18 protein-coding genes are annotated in these 17692 nt (G+C 73.9%); 14 read left to right on the forward strand and 4 right to left on the reverse strand.

Annotated features, from left to right (window positions below):
* Positions 1-177: 177 nt before the first annotated feature.
* The gene (locus ACH45N_RS26260; RefSeq protein WP_397398936.1) at positions 178-966 is read left to right on the forward strand and encodes a DUF3626 domain-containing protein; all 789 of its coding nucleotides are present in this window, start codon (positions 178-180) and stop codon (positions 964-966) included.
* Here ACH45N_RS26260 and ACH45N_RS26265 read toward each other — a convergent pair.
* Positions 920-1942, reverse strand: a complete 1023-nt coding sequence (locus ACH45N_RS26265; protein WP_397398938.1) for a DMT family transporter — start codon at positions 1940-1942, stop codon at positions 920-922. The genes ACH45N_RS26260 and ACH45N_RS26265 overlap by 47 nt on opposite strands.
* A gap of 71 nt (positions 1943-2013) precedes the next feature.
* Between ACH45N_RS26265 and ACH45N_RS26270 the strand changes: the two genes are divergently transcribed.
* Entirely contained in the window at positions 2014-2586 is a 573-nt protein-coding gene (locus tag ACH45N_RS26270) for a TetR/AcrR family transcriptional regulator (RefSeq protein WP_397398940.1), read from the forward strand.
* A gap of 85 nt (positions 2587-2671) precedes the next feature.
* Positions 2672-3820 (forward strand): acetamidase/formamidase family protein, encoded by a 1149-nt coding sequence (locus ACH45N_RS26275; protein WP_397398942.1) that lies wholly within the window; start codon positions 2672-2674, stop codon positions 3818-3820.
* A gap of 88 nt (positions 3821-3908) precedes the next feature.
* Here ACH45N_RS26275 and ACH45N_RS26280 read toward each other — a convergent pair whose 3' ends face one another.
* Entirely contained in the window at positions 3909-4775 is an 867-nt protein-coding gene (locus ACH45N_RS26280) for a GNAT family N-acetyltransferase (RefSeq protein ID WP_397398944.1), read from the reverse strand.
* 250 nt (positions 4776-5025) lie between these two features.
* Between ACH45N_RS26280 and ACH45N_RS26285 the strand changes: the two genes are divergently transcribed.
* The 3 genes from ACH45N_RS26285 to ACH45N_RS26295 all read left to right on the forward strand — a co-directional run bounded on the left by ACH45N_RS26285 (position 5026) and on the right by ACH45N_RS26295 (position 7271).
* Positions 5026-6621: a peptidase inhibitor family I36 protein gene (locus tag ACH45N_RS26285; protein ID WP_397398946.1), complete on the forward strand. Its 1596-nt coding sequence runs from the start codon at positions 5026-5028 to the stop codon at positions 6619-6621.
* A 191-nt stretch (positions 6622-6812) separates the two neighbouring features.
* A complete protein-coding gene (locus ACH45N_RS26290; RefSeq protein WP_397398948.1) occupies positions 6813-6980 on the forward strand; it encodes a hypothetical protein in 168 nt (55 codons plus the stop codon).
* A gap of 6 nt (positions 6981-6986) precedes the next feature.
* On the forward strand, positions 6987-7271 hold the full coding sequence (locus ACH45N_RS26295; protein WP_397398950.1) for a hypothetical protein: 285 nt from the start codon (positions 6987-6989) through the stop codon (positions 7269-7271).
* 12 nt (positions 7272-7283) lie between these two features.
* Here ACH45N_RS26295 and ACH45N_RS26300 read toward each other — a convergent pair whose 3' ends face one another.
* Positions 7284-8276, reverse strand: a complete 993-nt coding sequence (locus ACH45N_RS26300) for a LuxR C-terminal-related transcriptional regulator (protein ID WP_397398952.1) — start codon at positions 8274-8276, stop codon at positions 7284-7286.
* A 310-nt stretch (positions 8277-8586) separates the two neighbouring features.
* Here ACH45N_RS26300 and ACH45N_RS26305 point away from each other — a divergent pair, with 310 nt between their 5' ends.
* On the forward strand, positions 8587-9729 hold the full coding sequence (locus tag ACH45N_RS26305; RefSeq protein ID WP_397398954.1) for an amidase: 1143 nt from the start codon (positions 8587-8589) through the stop codon (positions 9727-9729).
* Here the strand turns inward: ACH45N_RS26305 and ACH45N_RS26310 are convergent.
* Positions 9726-10718: an Abi family protein gene (locus ACH45N_RS26310; RefSeq protein WP_397398956.1), complete on the reverse strand. Its 993-nt coding sequence runs from the start codon at positions 10716-10718 to the stop codon at positions 9726-9728. The two genes, ACH45N_RS26305 and ACH45N_RS26310, sit on opposite strands and share 4 nt — an antisense overlap.
* Before the next feature lie 385 nt (positions 10719-11103).
* Between ACH45N_RS26310 and uraD the strand changes: the two genes are divergently transcribed.
* Genes uraD through ACH45N_RS26345 form a run of 7 tightly spaced genes read left to right on the forward strand, consistent with a single transcriptional unit; the run spans position 11104 to position 17692 of the window.
* Complete coding sequence (gene uraD / locus ACH45N_RS26315; RefSeq protein ID WP_397398958.1) at positions 11104-11652, forward strand: 2-oxo-4-hydroxy-4-carboxy-5-ureidoimidazoline decarboxylase; 549 nt, start codon at positions 11104-11106, stop codon at positions 11650-11652.
* A complete protein-coding gene (locus ACH45N_RS26320; RefSeq protein ID WP_397398960.1) occupies positions 11649-11942 on the forward strand; it encodes a hydroxyisourate hydrolase in 294 nt (97 codons plus the stop codon). The genes uraD and ACH45N_RS26320 overlap by 4 nt, the downstream gene beginning before the upstream one ends.
* Entirely contained in the window at positions 11943-12887 is a 945-nt protein-coding gene (gene pucL / locus ACH45N_RS26325) for a factor-independent urate hydroxylase (RefSeq protein WP_397398962.1), read from the forward strand. It begins immediately after the preceding gene.
* Positions 12884-14320 carry an allantoinase AllB gene (gene allB, locus ACH45N_RS26330; RefSeq protein WP_397398964.1) on the forward strand — a complete coding sequence of 479 codons (1437 nt, stop codon included), beginning with the start codon at positions 12884-12886 and terminating at the stop codon, positions 14318-14320. Before pucL ends, allB begins: the two co-directional genes overlap by 4 nt.
* The gene (locus ACH45N_RS26335; RefSeq protein WP_397398966.1) at positions 14317-15603 is read left to right on the forward strand and encodes a pyridoxal-phosphate-dependent aminotransferase family protein; all 1287 of its coding nucleotides are present in this window, start codon (positions 14317-14319) and stop codon (positions 15601-15603) included. The genes allB and ACH45N_RS26335 overlap by 4 nt, the downstream gene beginning before the upstream one ends.
* Positions 15600-16859 (forward strand): allantoate amidohydrolase, encoded by a 1260-nt coding sequence (locus tag ACH45N_RS26340; RefSeq protein WP_397398968.1) that lies wholly within the window; start codon positions 15600-15602, stop codon positions 16857-16859. Before ACH45N_RS26335 ends, ACH45N_RS26340 begins: the two co-directional genes overlap by 4 nt.
* On the forward strand, positions 16856-17692 hold the full coding sequence (locus ACH45N_RS26345) for a MurR/RpiR family transcriptional regulator (RefSeq protein WP_397398970.1): 837 nt from the start codon (positions 16856-16858) through the stop codon (positions 17690-17692). Before ACH45N_RS26340 ends, ACH45N_RS26345 begins: the two co-directional genes overlap by 4 nt.

Consider the following 17692-nt stretch of genomic DNA (forward strand, 5'->3'; position numbering starts at 1 on the left):
CCCGCCGTGCGGCGCCCGGGGGCCCGGGGGGGGGGGGCCCCGGGCCCCCGGGGGGGGGGGGGGGGCGGGCCGGGGGCGCCCCCCCCCCCCCCCCCCCCCCCCCCCCCAACTGCCGACCTGGACGCCAACTGCCGAACTCGCTCGGGCCGCACCGCGAGCGCCGGGTAGCCTCCCGGTATGAACTGGCTGGTCACGATCAACTTCCACCCCGACCGGCTGGTCGCTGACGGCAGCGAGACGCTGATCGAGCGCCTCGCCCACGACCGCGTGTGGCGCTCCCAGTTCGAGACCGGCACGAGCAACGGCGGCCTCACCGCGCACCAGGGCGGCGACCGGTGGCGCTGGGAGCAGCGCATGTTCGACGGCCGGTACGACGACGCCGCACCGCACCTGCGTCCGCGCTACGGCGCGCTGAACCACCGCCGCCGGGCGGCGGGCGGCGCCGTCCGCTTCGGCTCCGCCCACCTGCGCCTGCGTCCGCACGTGCTGGAGCGCACCACGTTCTGCTACCCGGACTCCTTCCTGGAGCCGGAGCACTTCGCCGCTGCCGACCCGGCGCCGCTGGTCGCGCTGGCGGACGCCGACACCGCGGCCGGCGTCCACGACCTCCTGGACGACTACGTCGAGGCCCAGGTGCACGGCGCGGTCGACCTGCCGGACGACGTCGACGCGCTGGTGCTGGACCCCTGCTACCGCGGCACCGCCGTGGCCGAGGCCGCCGAGGGGCTCGGCGTCGCCGTCGAGTGGCACCACGGGTTCACCCTGCACGTGGACGAGGTGGCCGCGCGCCCGGAGTTCCGGGGCCCGGCGATCGTGGACGTGGCGCGCGCGGTCGCCGTCGGGCACGCGACGGACGGCGTGCTGGACGCCCGGGCGATCGGCGCGGCCGTGCGTGCCGGGGAGCAGCACCCGCAGGACCTCAAGAAGGTGTGGCACCACGTGGCGCGCTGGGGGCATGCGTGGTGACCTGCGCCGAGGCGGGCCGCGTCTCGTCCGCGGGCCGTCGGGTGGGCCGGGTCAGGAGCACCCCCGCCAGGCTCACCACGAACCCGGCCACGGTGAGCAGCGGCAGGTCCTGGCCGAACATGGCCCAGGCCCACGCGGCGGAGACCGCCGGGGTGAGGTAGAGCCAGGTGCTCACCGCCACCGGTCCGCGCGTGCGCTGCACGTACAGGTACATGCCGTAGCCGCCGAGGAACGCCAGCCCGACGAGCCAGGCGATCGCCAACCAGAAGGTCGGGTCGGCGGGCGGCGCGGCCTGGCCGTTCGCGAGGGCGAGCACGGCGAAGATCCCGAGCGCGACGACGCCCTGCACGGCCAGGGAGTCGAGCACGTCGTGCTGGCGCCCCTCGTCCGGCGCGGGCCACAGGTCGCCCAGCACCGTGGCGGCCGAGAGCGACACCATGCCGAGCACGGCCCAGAGCGCGCCCGCGACGCCGCTCCCCGCCGCGACGTCCGGCCCGACGGCGAGCGCGACCCCCGCGAACCCGACGGCCAGGCCCACGGCCTGGCGCCGTCCGTCGCTCGCCGACCGACGCCCGGCCCCGTGTCCGAGGCCGCTCCCAGCCCCGCGCCCGCGCCCACGCCCACGCCCACGCCCGCGAGCGAACCCGGACATGACGACGGCGACCAGCGCCGGCTGCAGCGATGCGAGCAGGGCGGCGGTCCCGGCCGGCAGGCCCTCCTCGACCGCGCGGAACACGCCGTACAGGTAGCCGGCCTGGCCGAGGGCGCCGAGCACCGCCTCGCGCCGGAGGTAGCGCGGGCCGTACCGGCGGCCCAGTGCGAGCACGATCACCACCATCAGCAGGGCGGCGGCGACGTAGCGCCACAGGAGCGTGGTCGCGGCCGGCGCGACCGGGGCCGCGAACGTGGCGCCCACGAAGCCGGAGCTCCACATGACCACGAGCAGGGCGGGTGCGAGGTGCCGGAGAAAACTCATGCGTAGCAGGTAACCACACAGGTCGGTATACTCGCAGTAGACCAGCATTCCAGCAGCTCAGGAGAGGTCCCGTGCCCCGCCGCAGCCCCAACCCCGACACCCCCGCCGGCGAACGGGTCCTCGTCGCCGCCAGCGCCCTGTTCTACGAGCGCGGCATCCGCGGCGTCGGCGTCGACCTGATCGCCGACCAGGCCGGCGTCACGAAGAAGACGCTCTACGACCGGTTCGGGTCCAAGGACGCCCTGGTGGCCGCGTACCTGACCCGGCGGCACGAGCGCTGGGCCACGTGGTTCGGGCGGCGGCTCGCGGATCGCGGGGCGACGGGGCTCGACCAGGTGCTGGTCGCGCTCGAGGTCGCCGAGGAGTGGGCCGAGGACAACGTCCGCGGGTGCGCGTTCGTCAACGCGCACGGCGAGATCGGTGCCACGGACCACCCGGGCAACGCCGTGATCCTGGCCGACAAGCAGTACATGCTCGCCGAGTTCCGGCGGCTGCTGCGCGACGCCGGGCACCCGGACGCGGAGCGCCTCGGCGAGCAGGTCCACCTGCTGTACGAGGGCGCGATGGTGGCGCACACGACGCGCGCGCAGCCCGACCCGTTCGGCGCCGCCCGCGCCGCGGCGCGGGCGCTGCTCCAGGTCTGACGACGCCGGGGCGCGCCGCCGACGACGGCGTCCGGCGCAACGCCGCCGCCGCGGGCACGCAACACCCGCTGTGTACTCTCGGGCCGTGCACCAGCAGACCATCCTCCAGCCCGGCACGGGGACGAGCGCGGGCGCCGGCACCGCCGTCGTCGACGGGGCCGCGTACCTGCCCACCTCGACCGAGACCGCCTACTGGGGCCGGCTGCCCTGCGCGGCGGACCGCGCCGTGCTGTCCGTGGACCCGGGCGAGGAGGTCGTGGTCGACACCCTGTCCCACGAGGGCATCCTGGAGGACCAGGGCGGCGACCCGCTCGCCTGGTTCGCCGAGCGCGGGGTCGCCGAGGGCGCCGTCCTGGCCGATGCCGTGGAGCTCGCCGCCGCCCGCCGCTCCCGGCTGGGTGCCCGCACGCCTGGCCTGCCCGACGTGCCGGGCGCGCACGGCGGCCACGTCGTCACCGGGCCCGTCGAGGTGCGCGGCGCGCGGCCGGGCGACCTCCTCGCGATCCGCGTGCTGTCCACCGACCCCCGGGTGCCGTACGGCGTGATCTCGAACCGGCACGGCCGCGGCTCCCTGCCCGGCGAGTACCCGGCCGGCGGGGCGGACATCGTGAGCGTCTTCGCCCAGGTGGACTCGTGGGCCGACGGCGCGGGGCGCGGCTCGATCCCGCTCGCCGAGGGCGCCGAGCGCCGCGTGCGCTTCGACCTGCACCCGTTCCTCGGCATCATGGGGGTGGCCGCCGCCGGCGACGAGCGGCCGCACTCGGTGCCGCCGGGGCCGTTCGGCGGCAACATCGACATCAACCTGCTGGGCGCCGGGTCCACCCTGTACCTGCCGGTGCAGGTCGCGGGGGCGCTCGCGTACGTGGGGGACCCGCACTTCGCGCAGGGCGACGGCGAGGTGGCGCTCACCGCGTTCGAGGCCTCGCTCCGGGTGCGGCTCGGCTTCGACCTCATCCCGGCCGCGGACGCCGTCGCCGCCTTCGGCGAGCTGGCCGGGCCGCTCGCCGAGACCACGGAGCTCCTGGTGCCGACCGGGCTCGACCGCGACCTCGACGTGGCCGTGCAGAACTGCGTGCGCGCGGCCATCGCGCTGCTGGGGGTGCGGTACGGGATGTCGCCCGCGCACGCCTACGCGTACCTGTCGGCCGCCACGGACTTCGACATCTCGCAGGTGGTCGACGTGGTCAAGGGCGTCCACGCGCGGATCCGCAAGGCGGACTTCTCGCGGATCTGACGAGCGCGACCCGACGAGTCGAACGTAGGGTCTGTCGGCGCTTGAGCGCTCATCCGCCGACGAACCTTACCTTCGGCGCCCGTGACCCCTACGCGGCTCGCTGGCGGTCGTGGCGGTCGGGGAGCCGCTCGAACCCTGCCGACACGTACGTGGCGACCGCGCCCACGAGCGCGGCCTCCGTGATGACGACGGCGCTGGACGACCCGAGCTCGCGCAGCGCGGCCGCCCCGGCGACGGTGAGCGCCCGGCCGTAGCCGCGACCGCGGTGGTCCGGGTGCACGCCGAGGGGCTCGATGAGGCCGGGCCGGCCGGGGCCGGCCGACCACACGGTCGTCGCGCCGACGGGCACACCCGCGTCGTCGTAGGCGAGCAGGCAGCGTGCGTCGGCGTACAGCGGGCCGGCGGCCATGTCGTGCCAGCGCTCGTCCGTGAACGTCGGGCCGCCGAAGGCCTCCCGGTGCACCCGGGTGCGATCGCTCACCCGGTCCGGGCCGACCACCTCGACCCGCACGCCCGGGTCCTCGACGGGGTCGGTGAGGTCACGCTGCAGCGGCGTGAACGGGTCCTCGGTGCGCCAGCCCTCGTCCGCGAGCAGGTCGCTCACCAGGGCGCCGGGCGGCGCCTCGACGCTGACCTCCCCGTCCGGGAGCACTCCGCGCTCCGGCGCCGTCACGTCGGCGACCAGCCGCCGCGCCAGCTCCTCGTCGCGGTGGGCGTCGGGCGCCGTCGTCATGCGCAGCACCCGTGCCCCGTCGAGGAGGCCGACGGCGAGCACCCGCCCGTCCCGGCTCCAGGTCCGCACGGCTGCCGCCACGGTCCCGCCGCCGAACCGCTGGTACCAGCCCACGTCCCCGGGGTGCAGCTGCACGGGCCGGGCGTCGTCCTGCCACGCGCGCAGCGCGTCGGTCGCGGCGGCCAGGTCGTCCGTGCCGGGGGTGCTCATGATGACGGTCATACGGCGATCCAACAGTGCGGCCCGCCGACCCGCGATCTTTTTTCTGGCCCACCGCTGCCACGCCCGCGGCGTGCATCTTGGTGCCAGGATCGCGGTAGTTGTCCCGAGCAGTCATTCATGGTCGGTGGCACCGTCATCCCACTTCCCGGCATTGTCTGCGCATTGCAAACATTTCCCTATCCGGTCCGGCATCCCGAATCGGCAGAGAAAGCACCGGGCCGGAGAACGGCCCGCTGAAGGGAGAATGTTGATGAGAAGAGCACCTGCGCTTCTCGCGATGATCGCGTTGCTGGCCACCTTCCTGGGGGCCTTCGTGAGCGTGGCGGGACCTGCGTCCGCCGCGGCACGTGACGGGGTCTGCGACAGCGGCGAGTTCTGTTACTACTACAACAGCGACAACGCGGGGTCCGTCTCGGACTTCACGGGCTCGGTGAGCGACTACGGCACCGCGCAGCCGTCCTGCTACGACTTCAAGGGGTCGGGCAACGGCCAGGGCGAGTGCATCAAGAACAACGCGGCCTCGGTGTGGAACCGGACCGGCGAGAACGTCCGCGTCTACTACAACACCGGCTACGGCGGCGAGTACCAGAACATCGGCTCGGGCTACAAGGGCCAGCTCAGCGCGGAGCTGTACAACAACAACGCCTCGCACCAGCTCGTCGGTACCACCGGCAACGACACCGGGGCACGCAGCGGCACCTGCGAGGACGGCGAGTTCTGCTACTACTACAACAGCGGCAACGCGGGGTCGATCTCCGACTTCACCGAGTCGGCGGGCAGCTACGGCGACTCGCAGCCCACGTGCTACGACTTCAAGGGTGCGGGCGCCGGCCAGGGCGAGTGCATCAAGAACAACGCCGCGTCGGTGTGGAACCGGTCGACCAAGACCGTCCGGGTCTACTACAACAGCAACTACGCGGGCACCTACCAGGACGTCGCCCCGGGGTTCAAGGGCGCGCTCAACAGCACGCTCTACAACAACAACGCCTCGCACCAGTTCGTCGGGGCGACCGCCCCCGGTGGCGGCTCGCGCAGCGGCACCTGCGAGTCCGGTGAGGTCTGCTACTACTACAACAGCGGCAACGCGGGGTCCATCTCGGACTTCTCCGACTCGGTCGGTGACTACGGCACGTCGCAGCCGTCGTGCTACGACTTCAAGGGTGCTGGCGCCGGCCAGGGCGAGTGCATCAAGAACAACGCCGCCTCCGTGTGGAACCGGTCCAGCAAGACCGTCTGCGTCTACTACAACAGCTACTACGGCGGTTCCTCGCAGGCCGTGGCCGCGGGCTTCAAGGGCGCGCTGAACGGCACGCTCTACAACAACAACGCCTCCCACAAGTTCATCACGGGCACCACGTGCCCGGTCTCCGAGGGTCCTGTCGACCCGGGCAGCCCCGGTGGCGACACGAGCGGCGACTACGCGCAGAAGGTCGAGCGGGTCATCCAGGCCGCGCTGGCCCAGACCGGCCAGGGCTACACCTACTCCTGGGGCGGCGGCAACAAGTACGGCCCGACCTACGGCATCTGCTGCAGCCCGGGCGGCTACGACGACCGGAGCCGGTTCGGCTTCGACTGCTCCGGGCTGACGCAGTACGCGTTCTGGCAGGGTGCGGGCGTCGACATCGGCACCTACACCGGCGCCCACCTCAGCAAGGGCACCAAGGTCTCCATGAGCAACCTGCAGCGCGGCGACCTGATCATGTGGGGCGGCTGGTCGAGCACCTATCACGTGGCGATATACCTAGGAAACGGCCAGATGGTCGAGGCGGCGCCACCGCGCAACTCGACCAGCGTGCACGTGACGAACGTCTACGGGGGTGATTTCGGTATCCGGGTGAACATGTGATCCGGTCACCCGGCTGACAATGGCACGGTCCTGCCACCGCATGCGGTGGCAGGACCGTGCCATTTGTCCTGGGCGCGGCCGGAATTGTCGTGGCACGGTCAGGACAGCGCCATTGTCTTGTTGCCGGGCCGACGGCGGGAAAGAATAAGAAACAGAAAGCAAGAATCCCGCGTCGAAACGGAGAATTCATCGTGCGTATCAACAACGTCCAGCGCGTCGCCGCCGTCGTCCTGACCGCCCTCCTGCTCACCGGCGCGGGCCAGGTCGCCGCCAGCGCGTCCGACCCGCAGTGGGAGTCGGACCCGCAGTGGTCCGACCCGCAGTGGGAGTCGGCTCCGCCGACGGCCACCCAGCCCTGACGATCGATGCGGGTCGTCAGCATCCATGTCGAGGCGCCCACCACGGCCTGGACCACGTCGGCGGAGCTCGTCGAGGCGGTCCAGGCCGTCGCCGTACCGCAGGACGAGCTGATGCACGTCTACGCCGGCACGCTGCCCACGGGCTTCGGCGTGGTGATCTTCCTGCTGGTCCCGCCGGAGCGGGCGGCGGCGACCGGGTGCCGCCTGGTGCTCGCCGCGGCGGACTCCCTGGAGCTGCGCGAATGGTCGCTGGGCGCGGTCCGGGTCTGGAGCCCGGCGGAGCTCGGCTGAGGTCGGCCCGGATCAGCTGAGGTCGGCCGGGTCCAGCCAGCCGCGCTCCAGCGCCCGGGCGCCCGCCTGGAAGCGGCTGCCGGCGTCCAGCCGCTCCATGAGGGTGCTGCTCAGGCGGCGCACCGTCCGCAGGGACACGCCCAGCCGGCGCCCGGCGGTCTCGTCGGTGGCGCCCTTGGCCCACAGCCGGAGCAGCTCGTGCTCCTGCACCGACAGGCCGTCGTCGTCCCGCCGTCGGTCCGCGCCGAGCGGGGTGGCCGACCGCCAGGTCTGCGCGAACAGCGCCATGAGCGCGGCCACGACGCCGGGGGAGGTCATCACCACCGCGCCGGAGCCCGCCTCGGTGTTGGCCAGAGGAACCATCGCGTAGCCCTGGTCGATGATCTGCAGCCGGACGGGGACCGTCGCGGCGAGCCGCACCTCGGCGCCGTTGTTGCGCAGCCAGGTCGCGTGGTCCCAGGTGGCCTGGTCGTTGCGGATGCTCTCCAGGTAGACGGTCCGCATGCGTACGCCCCGGTCCAGCAGACGCTGGCTCAGCGCCCGGCTCGACTCCAGCGCGCGGGACGACGTGGCCCGGGTCGGCACGAACGTGCACAGCTGCTGCGTGCACCGTTCGGTGAGGGTCGCCAGGCGGTCGCGCGCCTCCTCCGCGGTCTCCAGTACCTCGACGTCGGGTCCCTTGCGCACGTTCTGCAGCTCGGAGACGAGGCGTGCCAGGGCGACGCGGCCCTCCTCGATCTCCTGGTTGCGCTGCGCGACCTGTGCCTGCTCGCGCGCGAGCAGGGCGGCCAGCCCGATCTCCGGGCTCACGGGACGGAAGCCGTCGTCGCCCGCCCACGACGCCTCGACGAGCATCAGGCGGGAGAGCTCGTCCAGCGCGTCGCGGACCTGTGCGACGTCGAGGCCGAGCGACTCCGCGATCCGGTCGGGCCCCGCCTCGCGGTCCCGGAGCATCTGCAGGTAGACGGACTCGGCGGTTCCGGACAGCCCCAGGCCTTGCAGCATCTTCGACTCCCCGATCGGACAGACCTCAGGGGCGCCGGGTGGCAGTCCCGGTCTCGGAGGATCGCACAGGGCCGACGGGCGCGACCAGAGGTTTGTCCGGACTTCACCCGCTCCGGCCTGTGGCCCGCTGACCTGCGGATTCTCCCTCCCGCCGGAGCCTGCCCATCGCGCCTCGCCCCGCCCGCTCCCGGAGGTGCGCTTCTACCCCGCCATCCGGCCCGGAACACGGTGCTTTCCGGGCCCGATGGCGGGGTAGAAGCGCACTTCCGGCCTGGCCCGCCCTCGCGCGCGGGCCTGGCAGCATGTGCGCATGGTTTCCGATCTCAGCGTGTGGCGGGTCCGGCCCGAGCCCGGCCCACTGGTGGCCCCCACCGGTTCCGGCGTGCTCGACGGCGAGACCGTCGCGGTCAAGGACCTGTTCGCCGTGGCCGGCGAGCGGGTCGGCGCCGGTAGCCCGGCCTGGCTCGCGGCGGCGCCCGTCGAGGAGGAGCACGCCGACGCCGTCGCGCGGCTGCTCGCGGCCGGTGCCGCCGTCGCGGGCCTCGCGCAGACCGAGGAGTTCGCCTACTCGCTGACCGGGGCGAACGCGCACCACGGCACCCCGCCCAACCCGCGCGCGCCGGGACGCATCAGCGGCGGCTCGACGTCGGGCCCGGCCACGGCGGTCGCCGCCGGCCAGGCGAGTGTCGCGCTCGGCACCGACACCGGCGGGTCGGTGCGCGTGCCCGCCGCGTACCAGGGGTTGTGGGGCATCCGGCCGACGCACGGCGCGGTGCCGTCGGGCGGGCTGCTGCCGCTGGCGCCGTCGTTCGACACCGTGGGCTGGCTCGCCCGCGACCCAGGCACGCTGGCCCGGGTGGGCGAGGTGCTGCTCTCGGCCGACACGGCCCCGCTGCCGCAGGACGCCCCGCTCGTGGTGAGCGACGCCCTGCTGGACCTGGCCGCGCCCGAGGTGCGCGACGCCGTCGGGCAGCTCGCGCGGGCCGCCGGGGCGCGGCCGGTCGACTGGGCGCCCGAGCCGGCATGGCTCGCCGCCTTCCAGACGCTCCAGGCGGCCGAGGCGTGGGCCGTGCACGGCGCGTGGCTGGCCGACCGGATGGACACGCTCGGCCCCGCGGTGCGCGGGCGGTTCGAGCGGGCGCGGTCCGTCGGCGCGGCCGACGCCGAGGCGGCGCGCTCCGACGTCGCGCGGGCGCGGGCGCAGATCCGGGACCGGCTGGGGAACCGCGTGCTCGTGCTGCCTTCGACGGCGACCGTCGCGCCGCGGCCCGAGGACGCCGAGGCCGCCCGCGAGGCGACGATGCTGCTGACCTGCGTCGCGGGCCTCGGCGGCCTGCCGGCGGTGTCGGTCCCGGTGACGACGTCCGGCGGCCTCCCGGCCGGTGCCTGCCTGGTGGGCCCGGCAGGCTCGGACCGCTCGCTGCTGGCGCTGGCGGCCCGGGTCGGTCGCTAGCCGCGCGGCCGGGGCCTCAGGTGTCTGCTCCAGTCAGGCGGGAAACCCATGTCGGCGGGGCCGACGACGCCGTCCGTCGGGAACCGGTCGAGCGTTGCCCGTGTCCGCACGTGCCAGGTCGACTCGGGTGAGATGGTGCTCATCAGGTGCCAGATCACGGCGAGCGCAGGATAGAAGCGCGCACGATCTCGCTCGCTCACGTGCCGGAGGTGTTGAAGACTCTCGATCCCGCCGAGTGCGCTCGTCCGCACCTTGTCGGTGAAGTGGCGGTTCCACAGGCGGGCGTGGTGCGCACAGGTGTTTCGCACGAAGTTGAGGACTCTCAACCAGTTGGCGAGGACCGAACCGTCGCCGTGCTGACGCTGGTCGACCACACCGAGCCTCGCGGCGATGACGTCCCGGTCCGCCCGCTTGAGACCGGTGAACAGCGTCGCCATGGCTCCGAAGTCGAGCAGCTCGATTGCCGTCCAGACGGGGAGATCGCCGGTGTACTTCGTCCGGAAGTGCTGCACGAAGTCCTCCGACGAGCGGCGCTGCTGCTCGCGGAGGCGGTCCAACCAGCGTTCGTGCCTCGACTGGGACTCGCCCGGACGACGGCCCGTGAACGCGCCGTCGAGGCAGTGGGTCTGATGATGCCCGAAGGGGCTCCGGCGTCCCAGAACATCCGCGATCTGTACCCGGACGGCAACCTCGATCCGCTCGACGGCCTCCATCACCGCCATCTTGATGCACTGGTCGAACGAGTAGAGATCAAGGATCTGGGTGAACGCCGTCCCTGCGGGGACAGCGCTGTGCCGACGCACTCGTCGCGACTGGCTCGTCTGCTGCTGATCGATCACCCGGTACGGGTACCAGTAAGCGCTGAGCCGGTAGTAGCCGATCGTCCCGAGACCGTGGGTCGCGTCTGCCCCTGCCGGGTCCATGCCGCGCTGCGCGAGAAGTGCAGCCTGTTGTGTGGGTGACAGGTACGGCTTGGCGTAGATCGACACTCGGCAAACCTAGAGGTGTAGTGATGGCCTGTCGCGGTGAAATGAAAACCGGCCCGTGACCGCGAGGTCAGAGGGGCCGGTGCTGTGGGGCCAGTCTAGGGGAGCGCGGCGGTCCCCGCAACGATCTGGCGCGCAGGTGTGGATCGAGTGGGCCCACGCAGTCTGGCCGCCCGGACGTCGAACGTAGGGTTGATCGGCGCATGGGGCCCCACGCGCCGATCAACCCTACGTTCGACGTGATCAGCCGCAGCCGCAGCCGCAGCCGCAGCGGCGGCGGCAGCGGCAGCGGCGCGGCGGCGGCCGAGTCCGGCGGTGTCGGCGAAGATTTACGGGCCTGAAACTCGTGTGCCACTCGCAAATCGCGTTGAAACCGTAGATTTGTGTCATGGACCTCGCGACGTTCAACGCCCTGTCCCCGTCCGACGCCGCGGCGGCGGTCCGCCCGTGCGCCGACGTCGACTCCTGGGTCGACGCGGTCGTGGCCGGCCGCCCGTACCTGCGCCGGGACCAGCTCCTGGTGCACGCCATGCGGTGCGCCGCCGACTGGGGGGCCGCCGACGTCGACGCGGCCCTGGCGCACCACCCGCGGATCGGCGAGCGTGCCACGGGGGACAGCGCCGAGGCGCGGCTGTCCCGCACCGAGCAGCCCACCGCGGCCGAGGCCACGGCCGCCAGGATCGCCGAGGGCAACGTGGCCTACGAGGCGCGGTTCGGCCGCATCTTCCTGGTCCGGGCCGCGGGTCGCACCGCGGAGCAGATCCTCGAGAACCTCACCGAGCGGCTGGCCAACGACCCCGCCGACGAGGCACTGGTGACGGCGGAGCAGCTGCGCCAGATCGCCCTGCTGCGGCTGGAGGCCCTGGTCGAGGAGCCGGTCGAGGAGCCCGCCGAGGAGCCCGCCGAGACACCGGCCACCCCGGCGGTGGCGCCGTGAGCACCGCGTCCACCCACGTGCTGGACGCCGCCCGCGGCCTCCCGGCCGCCGGCCTGGCGGTCTCGCTGGGCACCCGGCAGGCCGTGACCGACGACGACGGCCGCATCGCCTGGGGCGAGGTCACGCCCGGCCGGCACGTCCTGACCTTCGCCGCGGGCGACTGGTTCGCGGCGCAGGGCCGCGACACGTTCTTCGGGCAGGTGCTGCTCGACGTGGTGCTCGGACCCGACCACACGCACGTCGCGCTGCTGCTGAGCCCGTTCGCCTACACCACCTACCGGGGGAGCTGAATGTCGATAGTCCTGGGGCCCAACCAATACGGGAAGGCCGAGGTGCGGCTGGTGCGCGTCGACCGCGACACCGCACGGCACCGCATCACCGACCTGAACATCACCTCACAGCTCCGCGGGGACTTCCGGGCCACGCACGAGTCCGGGGACAACACGGGCGTCATCGCCACCGACACGCAGAAGAACACGGTGCAGGCCTTCGCGCGGGACGGCGTCGGCTCGCCGGAGACGTTCCTGCTGCGGCTCGCCCGGCACTTCCTCGCCGAGCCCCAGGTGACGGGCGGGCGCTGGCGCGCGGAGCAGTACGGCTGGGAGCGCATCGCGACGAGCACCCCGGGCGCCGGCGGCACGGGCGGGGCCGCAGGCGGGACGGGCCACGACCACGCGTTCGTCCGCGGCGCCGCCGAGCGCCGCACGGCGCTCGTGCACGCCGACGACGCCGGCCTGAGCGTGCTCGCGGGCCTGAGCGACGTCACGGTGCTGAAGTCCACCGGGTCGGAGTTCTCCGGGTTCCCGCGCGACCGGTACACGACGCTCCCCGAGACCGACGACCGCATCCTCGCGACCGACGTCACCGCCTGGTGGCGCTACGACGCGTCGTTCGCCGAGACCGCGGGCCCGGCGGACTACGACGAGCGGTTCGCCGCCGTGCGCGCGCTGTTGCTGACGACATTCGCCGAGCTGCACTCCCTGGCCCTGCAGCAGTCCGTCTTCGCCATGGGCAAGGCCGTGCTGGAGGCGTTCGACGACATCGTCGAGATCCGGCTGTCCTGCCCCAACAACCACCACTTCCTGGTGGACCTGGAGCCGTTCGGCCTGGACAACCCCGGCGAGGTGTTCTTCGCGGCCGACCGGCCCTACGGGCTGATCGAGGCCGCCGTCCAGCGGTCGCAGAACGCAGGACCGGAGCACCCCGTGTGGTCCACGATCGGAGGGTTCGTATGAGCGTGGTCCTCGCGTCCGAGCGGGTGCTGGTCGAGGGCGAGCTGCGCCCCGCCGTCCTGCGCCTCGACGGCGACCGCATCGACCAGGTGTGGTGGGGCACGAGCGACCCCGACACCGTGCTGAAGCCCGCCGACGACCTGTTCGGCGAGGTGCTCGGCGCCACCCCGGGGCCGCCGCCGGAGGTGGTGCGCCTGGGCGAGCAGGTGGTGCTGCCCGGCGTCGTCGACACGCACGTGCACGTCAACGAGCCCGGCCGCACCGCGTGGGAGGGCTTCGCGTCCGCGACCCGCGCCGCCGCGCTCGGCGGCGTCACGACGATCGTCGACATGCCGCTCAACTCGCTGCCGCCCACCACGAGCGTCGCCGCGCTGGAGGCCAAGCGCGCCGCGGCCGAGGCGGTCCGCGACCGCGGCGAGCTGCACTGCGACGTCGGCTTCTGGGGCGGCGCGGTACCCGGCAACGTCGAGGACCTGGAGCCCCTCTGGGACGCCGGCGTCTTCGGGTTCAAGTGCTTCCTCGCCGACTCGGGCGTGCCCGAGTTCCCGCCGCTCGGCCCCGACGAGCTGGTCGCCGCGATGGACCGGATCGCACGGTTCGGCGGGCTGCTCGTCGTCCATGCCGAGGACCCGGCGGCGCTCGCGGCCGCGCCGCAGCGGCCCGGCCGGGCCTACGCGGACTTCCTGGCCTCGCGTCCCCACGACGCGGAGACGACGGCGATCGCCGGGCTGCTCGACGCCGTCCGCGAGACGGGCACCCCCACCCACGTGCTGCACCTGTCGTCCGCGCGGGCGCTCGACCTGCTGCAGGAGGCGAAGGACGAGGGGCTGCCCGTCACGGTCGAGACCTGCCACCACTACCTCGTGCTCGACGCCGAGCACGTGCCTGACGGCGACGCCGCCTTCAAGTGCTGCCCGCCGATCCGCGACCGGGGCAACCAGGACGCGCTCTGGGAGGGCCTGCGGGCCGGGATCATCGACGCCGTGGTCAGCGATCACTCCCCGGCCACCGCCGAGGAGAAGTCCGGCGGCCGCCCGCCCGGCCAGGCGGACCTGCAGACCGCCTGGGGCGGCATCTCCGGCCTCCAGGCGGGCTTCCTCGCGCTGGCCGACGCCGCCCGACGGCGCGGCGTGCCCCTGTCCGAGGTGTCCCGCTGGACCTCGGCGAACACCGCGGCCCTCGTCGGCCTGGACCGCGGCAAGCGCCCGCGCGGCGTCATCGCCGAGGGCGCCGCGGCCGACCTGCTGGTCTACGACCCCGACGCGTCCACCACCTTCCACGCCGCCGAGATGGCGCACAAGAACAAGATCAGCGCGTACGACGGCCTGACGGTCCAGGGCGCCGTGGTACCGCTGGCCGAGCTCGCCGAGGCCCGGGTCTCGGCAAGCCCGACCAGCGCAGGAAGCCGGGGGACGCTGCTCAGGAGGCCCGCATGACCCAGATCCACCCGCCCGCGCGTCTCCTCATGGGCCCCGGGCCCGTCGACGCCGACCCGCGCGTGCTGCGCGCCATGGCGGCGCCGCTCGTGGGCCAGTTCGACCCGTTCATGACCGACACCATGACCGAGGCCATGCTCCTGTGGCGCACCGTCTGGGACACCGCCAACGAGCAGACGCTGCTCGTGGACGGCACGTCGCGCGCGGGCATCGAGGCGGCGCTCGTGTCCCTGCTGGAGCCGGGCGACCGGGTCCTCGTGCCGGTGTTCGGCCGGTTCGGGCACCTGCTGGCCGAGATCGGCGCCCGGGCCGGGGCCGAGGTGCACACGATCGAGGCCGAGTGGGGCACCGTCTTCCAGCCGGACCAGATCGAGGACGCCGTGCGGCGGGTGCGGCCCCGCCTGCTCGCCGTCGTGCACGGGGACACCTCCACCACGATGGCGCAGCCGCTCGCCGAGCTCGGCCGCATCGCCCACGAGCACGACGCCCTGCTGTACGTCGACGCCACGGCCACGCTCGGCGGCAACCCGTTCCACACCGACGAGTGGGGCATCGACGCCGCGACCGCCGGGCTGCAGAAGTGCCTGGGCGGCCCGTCGGGCAGCGCCCCCGTGACGCTCTCGCCGGCCGCCGTGGCCGCGATCGACCGGCGCCGCCACGTCGAGGCCGGCATCCGCACCGCGGACGACGTCGCGCCCCACGGCGTGCCCATCCAGTCCAACTACCTCGACCTCGCGCAGATCATGGAGTACTGGGGGCCGCGCCGACTCAACCACCACACCGAGGCCACGTCCATGCTCTACGCCGCCCGCGAGTGCGCGCGGCTCCTGGTCGCCGAGGGCATGGCCACGGCCACCGACCGGCACGCCCAGCACGGCGCCGCGATGCTGGCCGGCGTGCTCGGGCTGGGCCTGGAGGTGTTCGGCGACGTCGCCCACAAGATGCACAACGTGGTGGCCGTGCGCATCCCCGACGGCGTGGACGGCGACGCCGTCCGTGGCGGCCTCCTGGACGACTTCGGCATCGAGATCGGCACGTCCTTCGGCCCCCTGCACGGCGTGGTGTGGCGCATCGGCACCATGGGCTTCAACGCCCGCCGCGACGCCGTCCTGACCACCCTCGCGGCCCTGGAGCACGAGCTGCGCCGGGCCGGGTTCCACGCCCCGGCGGGCGGCGGCGTCACGGCGGCGCTCGCGGCCTACGACGGCGCGGCCCACGGCGGCTTCCACGACGCGGTTCCGGCGGCCGCCGACGCCGCCGTCGCGAAGGAGGCGCGCCTGTGACCGGGATCGGCACCACCGAGTGGGTCATGGCCCGGTGCGACGACCTGACGCGGCACTCCGCGCGGCCGGACGCCCTGGAGCGCGTGTACCTCTCGCCCGAGCACTCCGCCGCGAACACCGCGGTGCGGGCCTGGATGCAGGACGCCGGCCTGGACACCGAGACCGACGCCGCCGGGAACATCTGGGGCCGCCGCGCCGCCGACGGCACGCCGCAGCGTCCGGCCACCCCGGGCGAGCCCGCGCTCGTGCTCGGCTCCCACCTCGACACCGTGCCCGACGCCGGGCGCTACGACGGGATGCTCGGCGTGGTGCTCGCGATCGCCGTCGCGCACCGGCTGCGCGACACGGTCCTGCCGTTCGCCCTGGAGGTCGTCGGGTTCTCCGACGAGGAGGGCACGCGGTTCGGCAAGGCGCTGCTGGGGAGCTGCGCGGCGTCGGGCCAGTGGGACCCCGCGTGGTGGGACCAGGCCGACGCCGCCGGCGTGACCCTGCGGGAGGCGTTCCTGCGGTTCGGCCTGGCCCCGGACCGCGTGGGCGACGCCGCCCGCAACCCGGCTGACCTGGTCGGATACCTGGAGGCGCACATCGAGCAGGGGCCGGTGCTGGAGGCCGAGGGCCTGCCGCTCGGGTACGTCACGACCATCGCCGGGGCGCGGCGGTTCGTGCTGACCGTCACCGGCGAGGCCCGGCACGCGGGCGGCACGCCGTTCGCCCGGCGCCGGGACGCGCTGGTCGCCGCCGCGCACCTCGTCACGCGGATCGAGGAGCTGGCCCGGGCGACGGACAGCCTCGCCACCGTCGGCGACCTGCGCGTCGAGCCCGGCGCCGTCAACGTGATCCCCGGCCGGGCCGAGCTGACGCTCGACCTGCGCGGGCGCACCGACGCGGGCCGCGACGCGCTGTGGGAGCAGATCGCCGCTGCCGGGCGCGAGATCGCCGCCGCGCGGGGCGTCACGTTCGAGCACACCGAGACCCACCGGGCGCCGTCGACCACGTGCGCCCCGCAGCTGATCGACGCCGTCGCGTCGGGCATCGCGGAGGCGACCGCGACCACGTCGGAGCCGCTGGGGCTGTGGAGCCCCGCCGGACACGACGGCATGGCGATGGGCGCCGTGACCGACGTGGGCATGCTGTTCCTGCGCTGCCGCGACGGGATCAGCCACCACCCCGACGAGCACGTCGACGCCGCGGACGTGGGTGTGGCCCTGGAGGCGTACACCGCCGCGGTGCTGGCCCTGGCGAAGGAGATCGGATGACGTCGCTCGCGGACCGCCCGCTCGAGGACCGGATCGCCGCCGGCTACCGGGACCTGTCCCCGCAGGAGCGCCGCGCCGCGGACGCCCTGCTCGACCACCTCGGCGACCTCGGGACCTACCGCGCCACGGAGCTCGCCGCCCTGGCGGGGGTGTCCAAGGCCACGATGAGCCGGTTGTTCCGCAAGCTCGGCTACGAGGACTTCGAGGGGCTGCGCGAGGACCTGCGCACCCAGCGCGGGCGCGGCCTGCCGATCGCCGTCGACCCCTCGCCCGGGCTGCGCGAGCGGCTGGAGCAGGAGGTCAAGAACCTGGAGAAGGTCTACGCGGCGCTCGACGACGGTCTGCTCGACCAGATCGCCGACGCGCTCGCGACCGCGCGCGACGTGGTGGTCGTCGGCCGGCGCGGTTCGCTCGGCCCGGCGACCCAGCTCCGGCGCAACCTGATCCAGGTTCGTGGGCGCGTGCACCTGGCGCCAGGACCCGGCCAGTCGCTCGCCGACGACCTCGTGGGGCTGGGGCCCGACGACGTGGTCGTGGTGGTCTCGATCCGCCGGCACGCGTTCCGGGTGGGCGAGATGGTCGAGTCCCTGCTGGCCGACGGCGTCCGCGTGCTGCTGCTCGCCGACACCAGCCTGCGCCACCTCGCCGGCAGCGTGACCTGGTGGATCGAGTGCCCCATCGCGACCGAGGGCGCGTTCGACTCGCTGGTCGCGCCGGTCAGCGTCGTGGCGATGCTGTCGGACCGCGTGCACGAGGTGCTCGACGGCGCGGGCGCGCGCGTCGAGGCCATCGACGCCCGGTACGAGCTGCTGCACGAGATCGACGAGAGGTGA

This window comes from Promicromonospora sp. NPDC019610 (assembly GCF_044389365.1).
Taxonomy (GTDB): Bacteria; Actinomycetota; Actinomycetes; order Actinomycetales; family Cellulomonadaceae; genus Promicromonospora.

Coding starts and splice junctions, on each gene's coding strand:
- ACH45N_RS26260 (WP_397398936.1), top strand. CDS start 178: ATGAACTGGCTGGTCACGATCAACTTCCACCCCGACCGGCTGGTCGCT.
- ACH45N_RS26265 (WP_397398938.1), bottom strand. CDS start 1,942: ATGAGTTTTCTCCGGCACCTCGCACCCGCCCTGCTCGTGGTCATGTGG.
- ACH45N_RS26280 (WP_397398944.1), bottom strand. CDS start 4,775: ATGACCGTCATCATGAGCACCCCCGGCACGGACGACCTGGCCGCCGCG.
- ACH45N_RS26285 (WP_397398946.1), top strand. CDS start 5,026: ATGAGAAGAGCACCTGCGCTTCTCGCGATGATCGCGTTGCTGGCCACC.
- ACH45N_RS26295 (WP_397398950.1), top strand. CDS start 6,987: ATGCGGGTCGTCAGCATCCATGTCGAGGCGCCCACCACGGCCTGGACC.
- ACH45N_RS26300 (WP_397398952.1), bottom strand. CDS start 8,276: ATGCTGCAAGGCCTGGGGCTGTCCGGAACCGCCGAGTCCGTCTACCTG.
- ACH45N_RS26305 (WP_397398954.1), top strand. CDS start 8,587: ATGGTTTCCGATCTCAGCGTGTGGCGGGTCCGGCCCGAGCCCGGCCCA.
- uraD (WP_397398958.1), top strand. CDS start 11,104: ATGGACCTCGCGACGTTCAACGCCCTGTCCCCGTCCGACGCCGCGGCG.
- pucL (WP_397398962.1), top strand. CDS start 11,943: ATGTCGATAGTCCTGGGGCCCAACCAATACGGGAAGGCCGAGGTGCGG.
- allB (WP_397398964.1), top strand. CDS start 12,884: ATGAGCGTGGTCCTCGCGTCCGAGCGGGTGCTGGTCGAGGGCGAGCTG.
- ACH45N_RS26335 (WP_397398966.1), top strand. CDS start 14,317: ATGACCCAGATCCACCCGCCCGCGCGTCTCCTCATGGGCCCCGGGCCC.
- ACH45N_RS26345 (WP_397398970.1), top strand. CDS start 16,856: ATGACGTCGCTCGCGGACCGCCCGCTCGAGGACCGGATCGCCGCCGGC.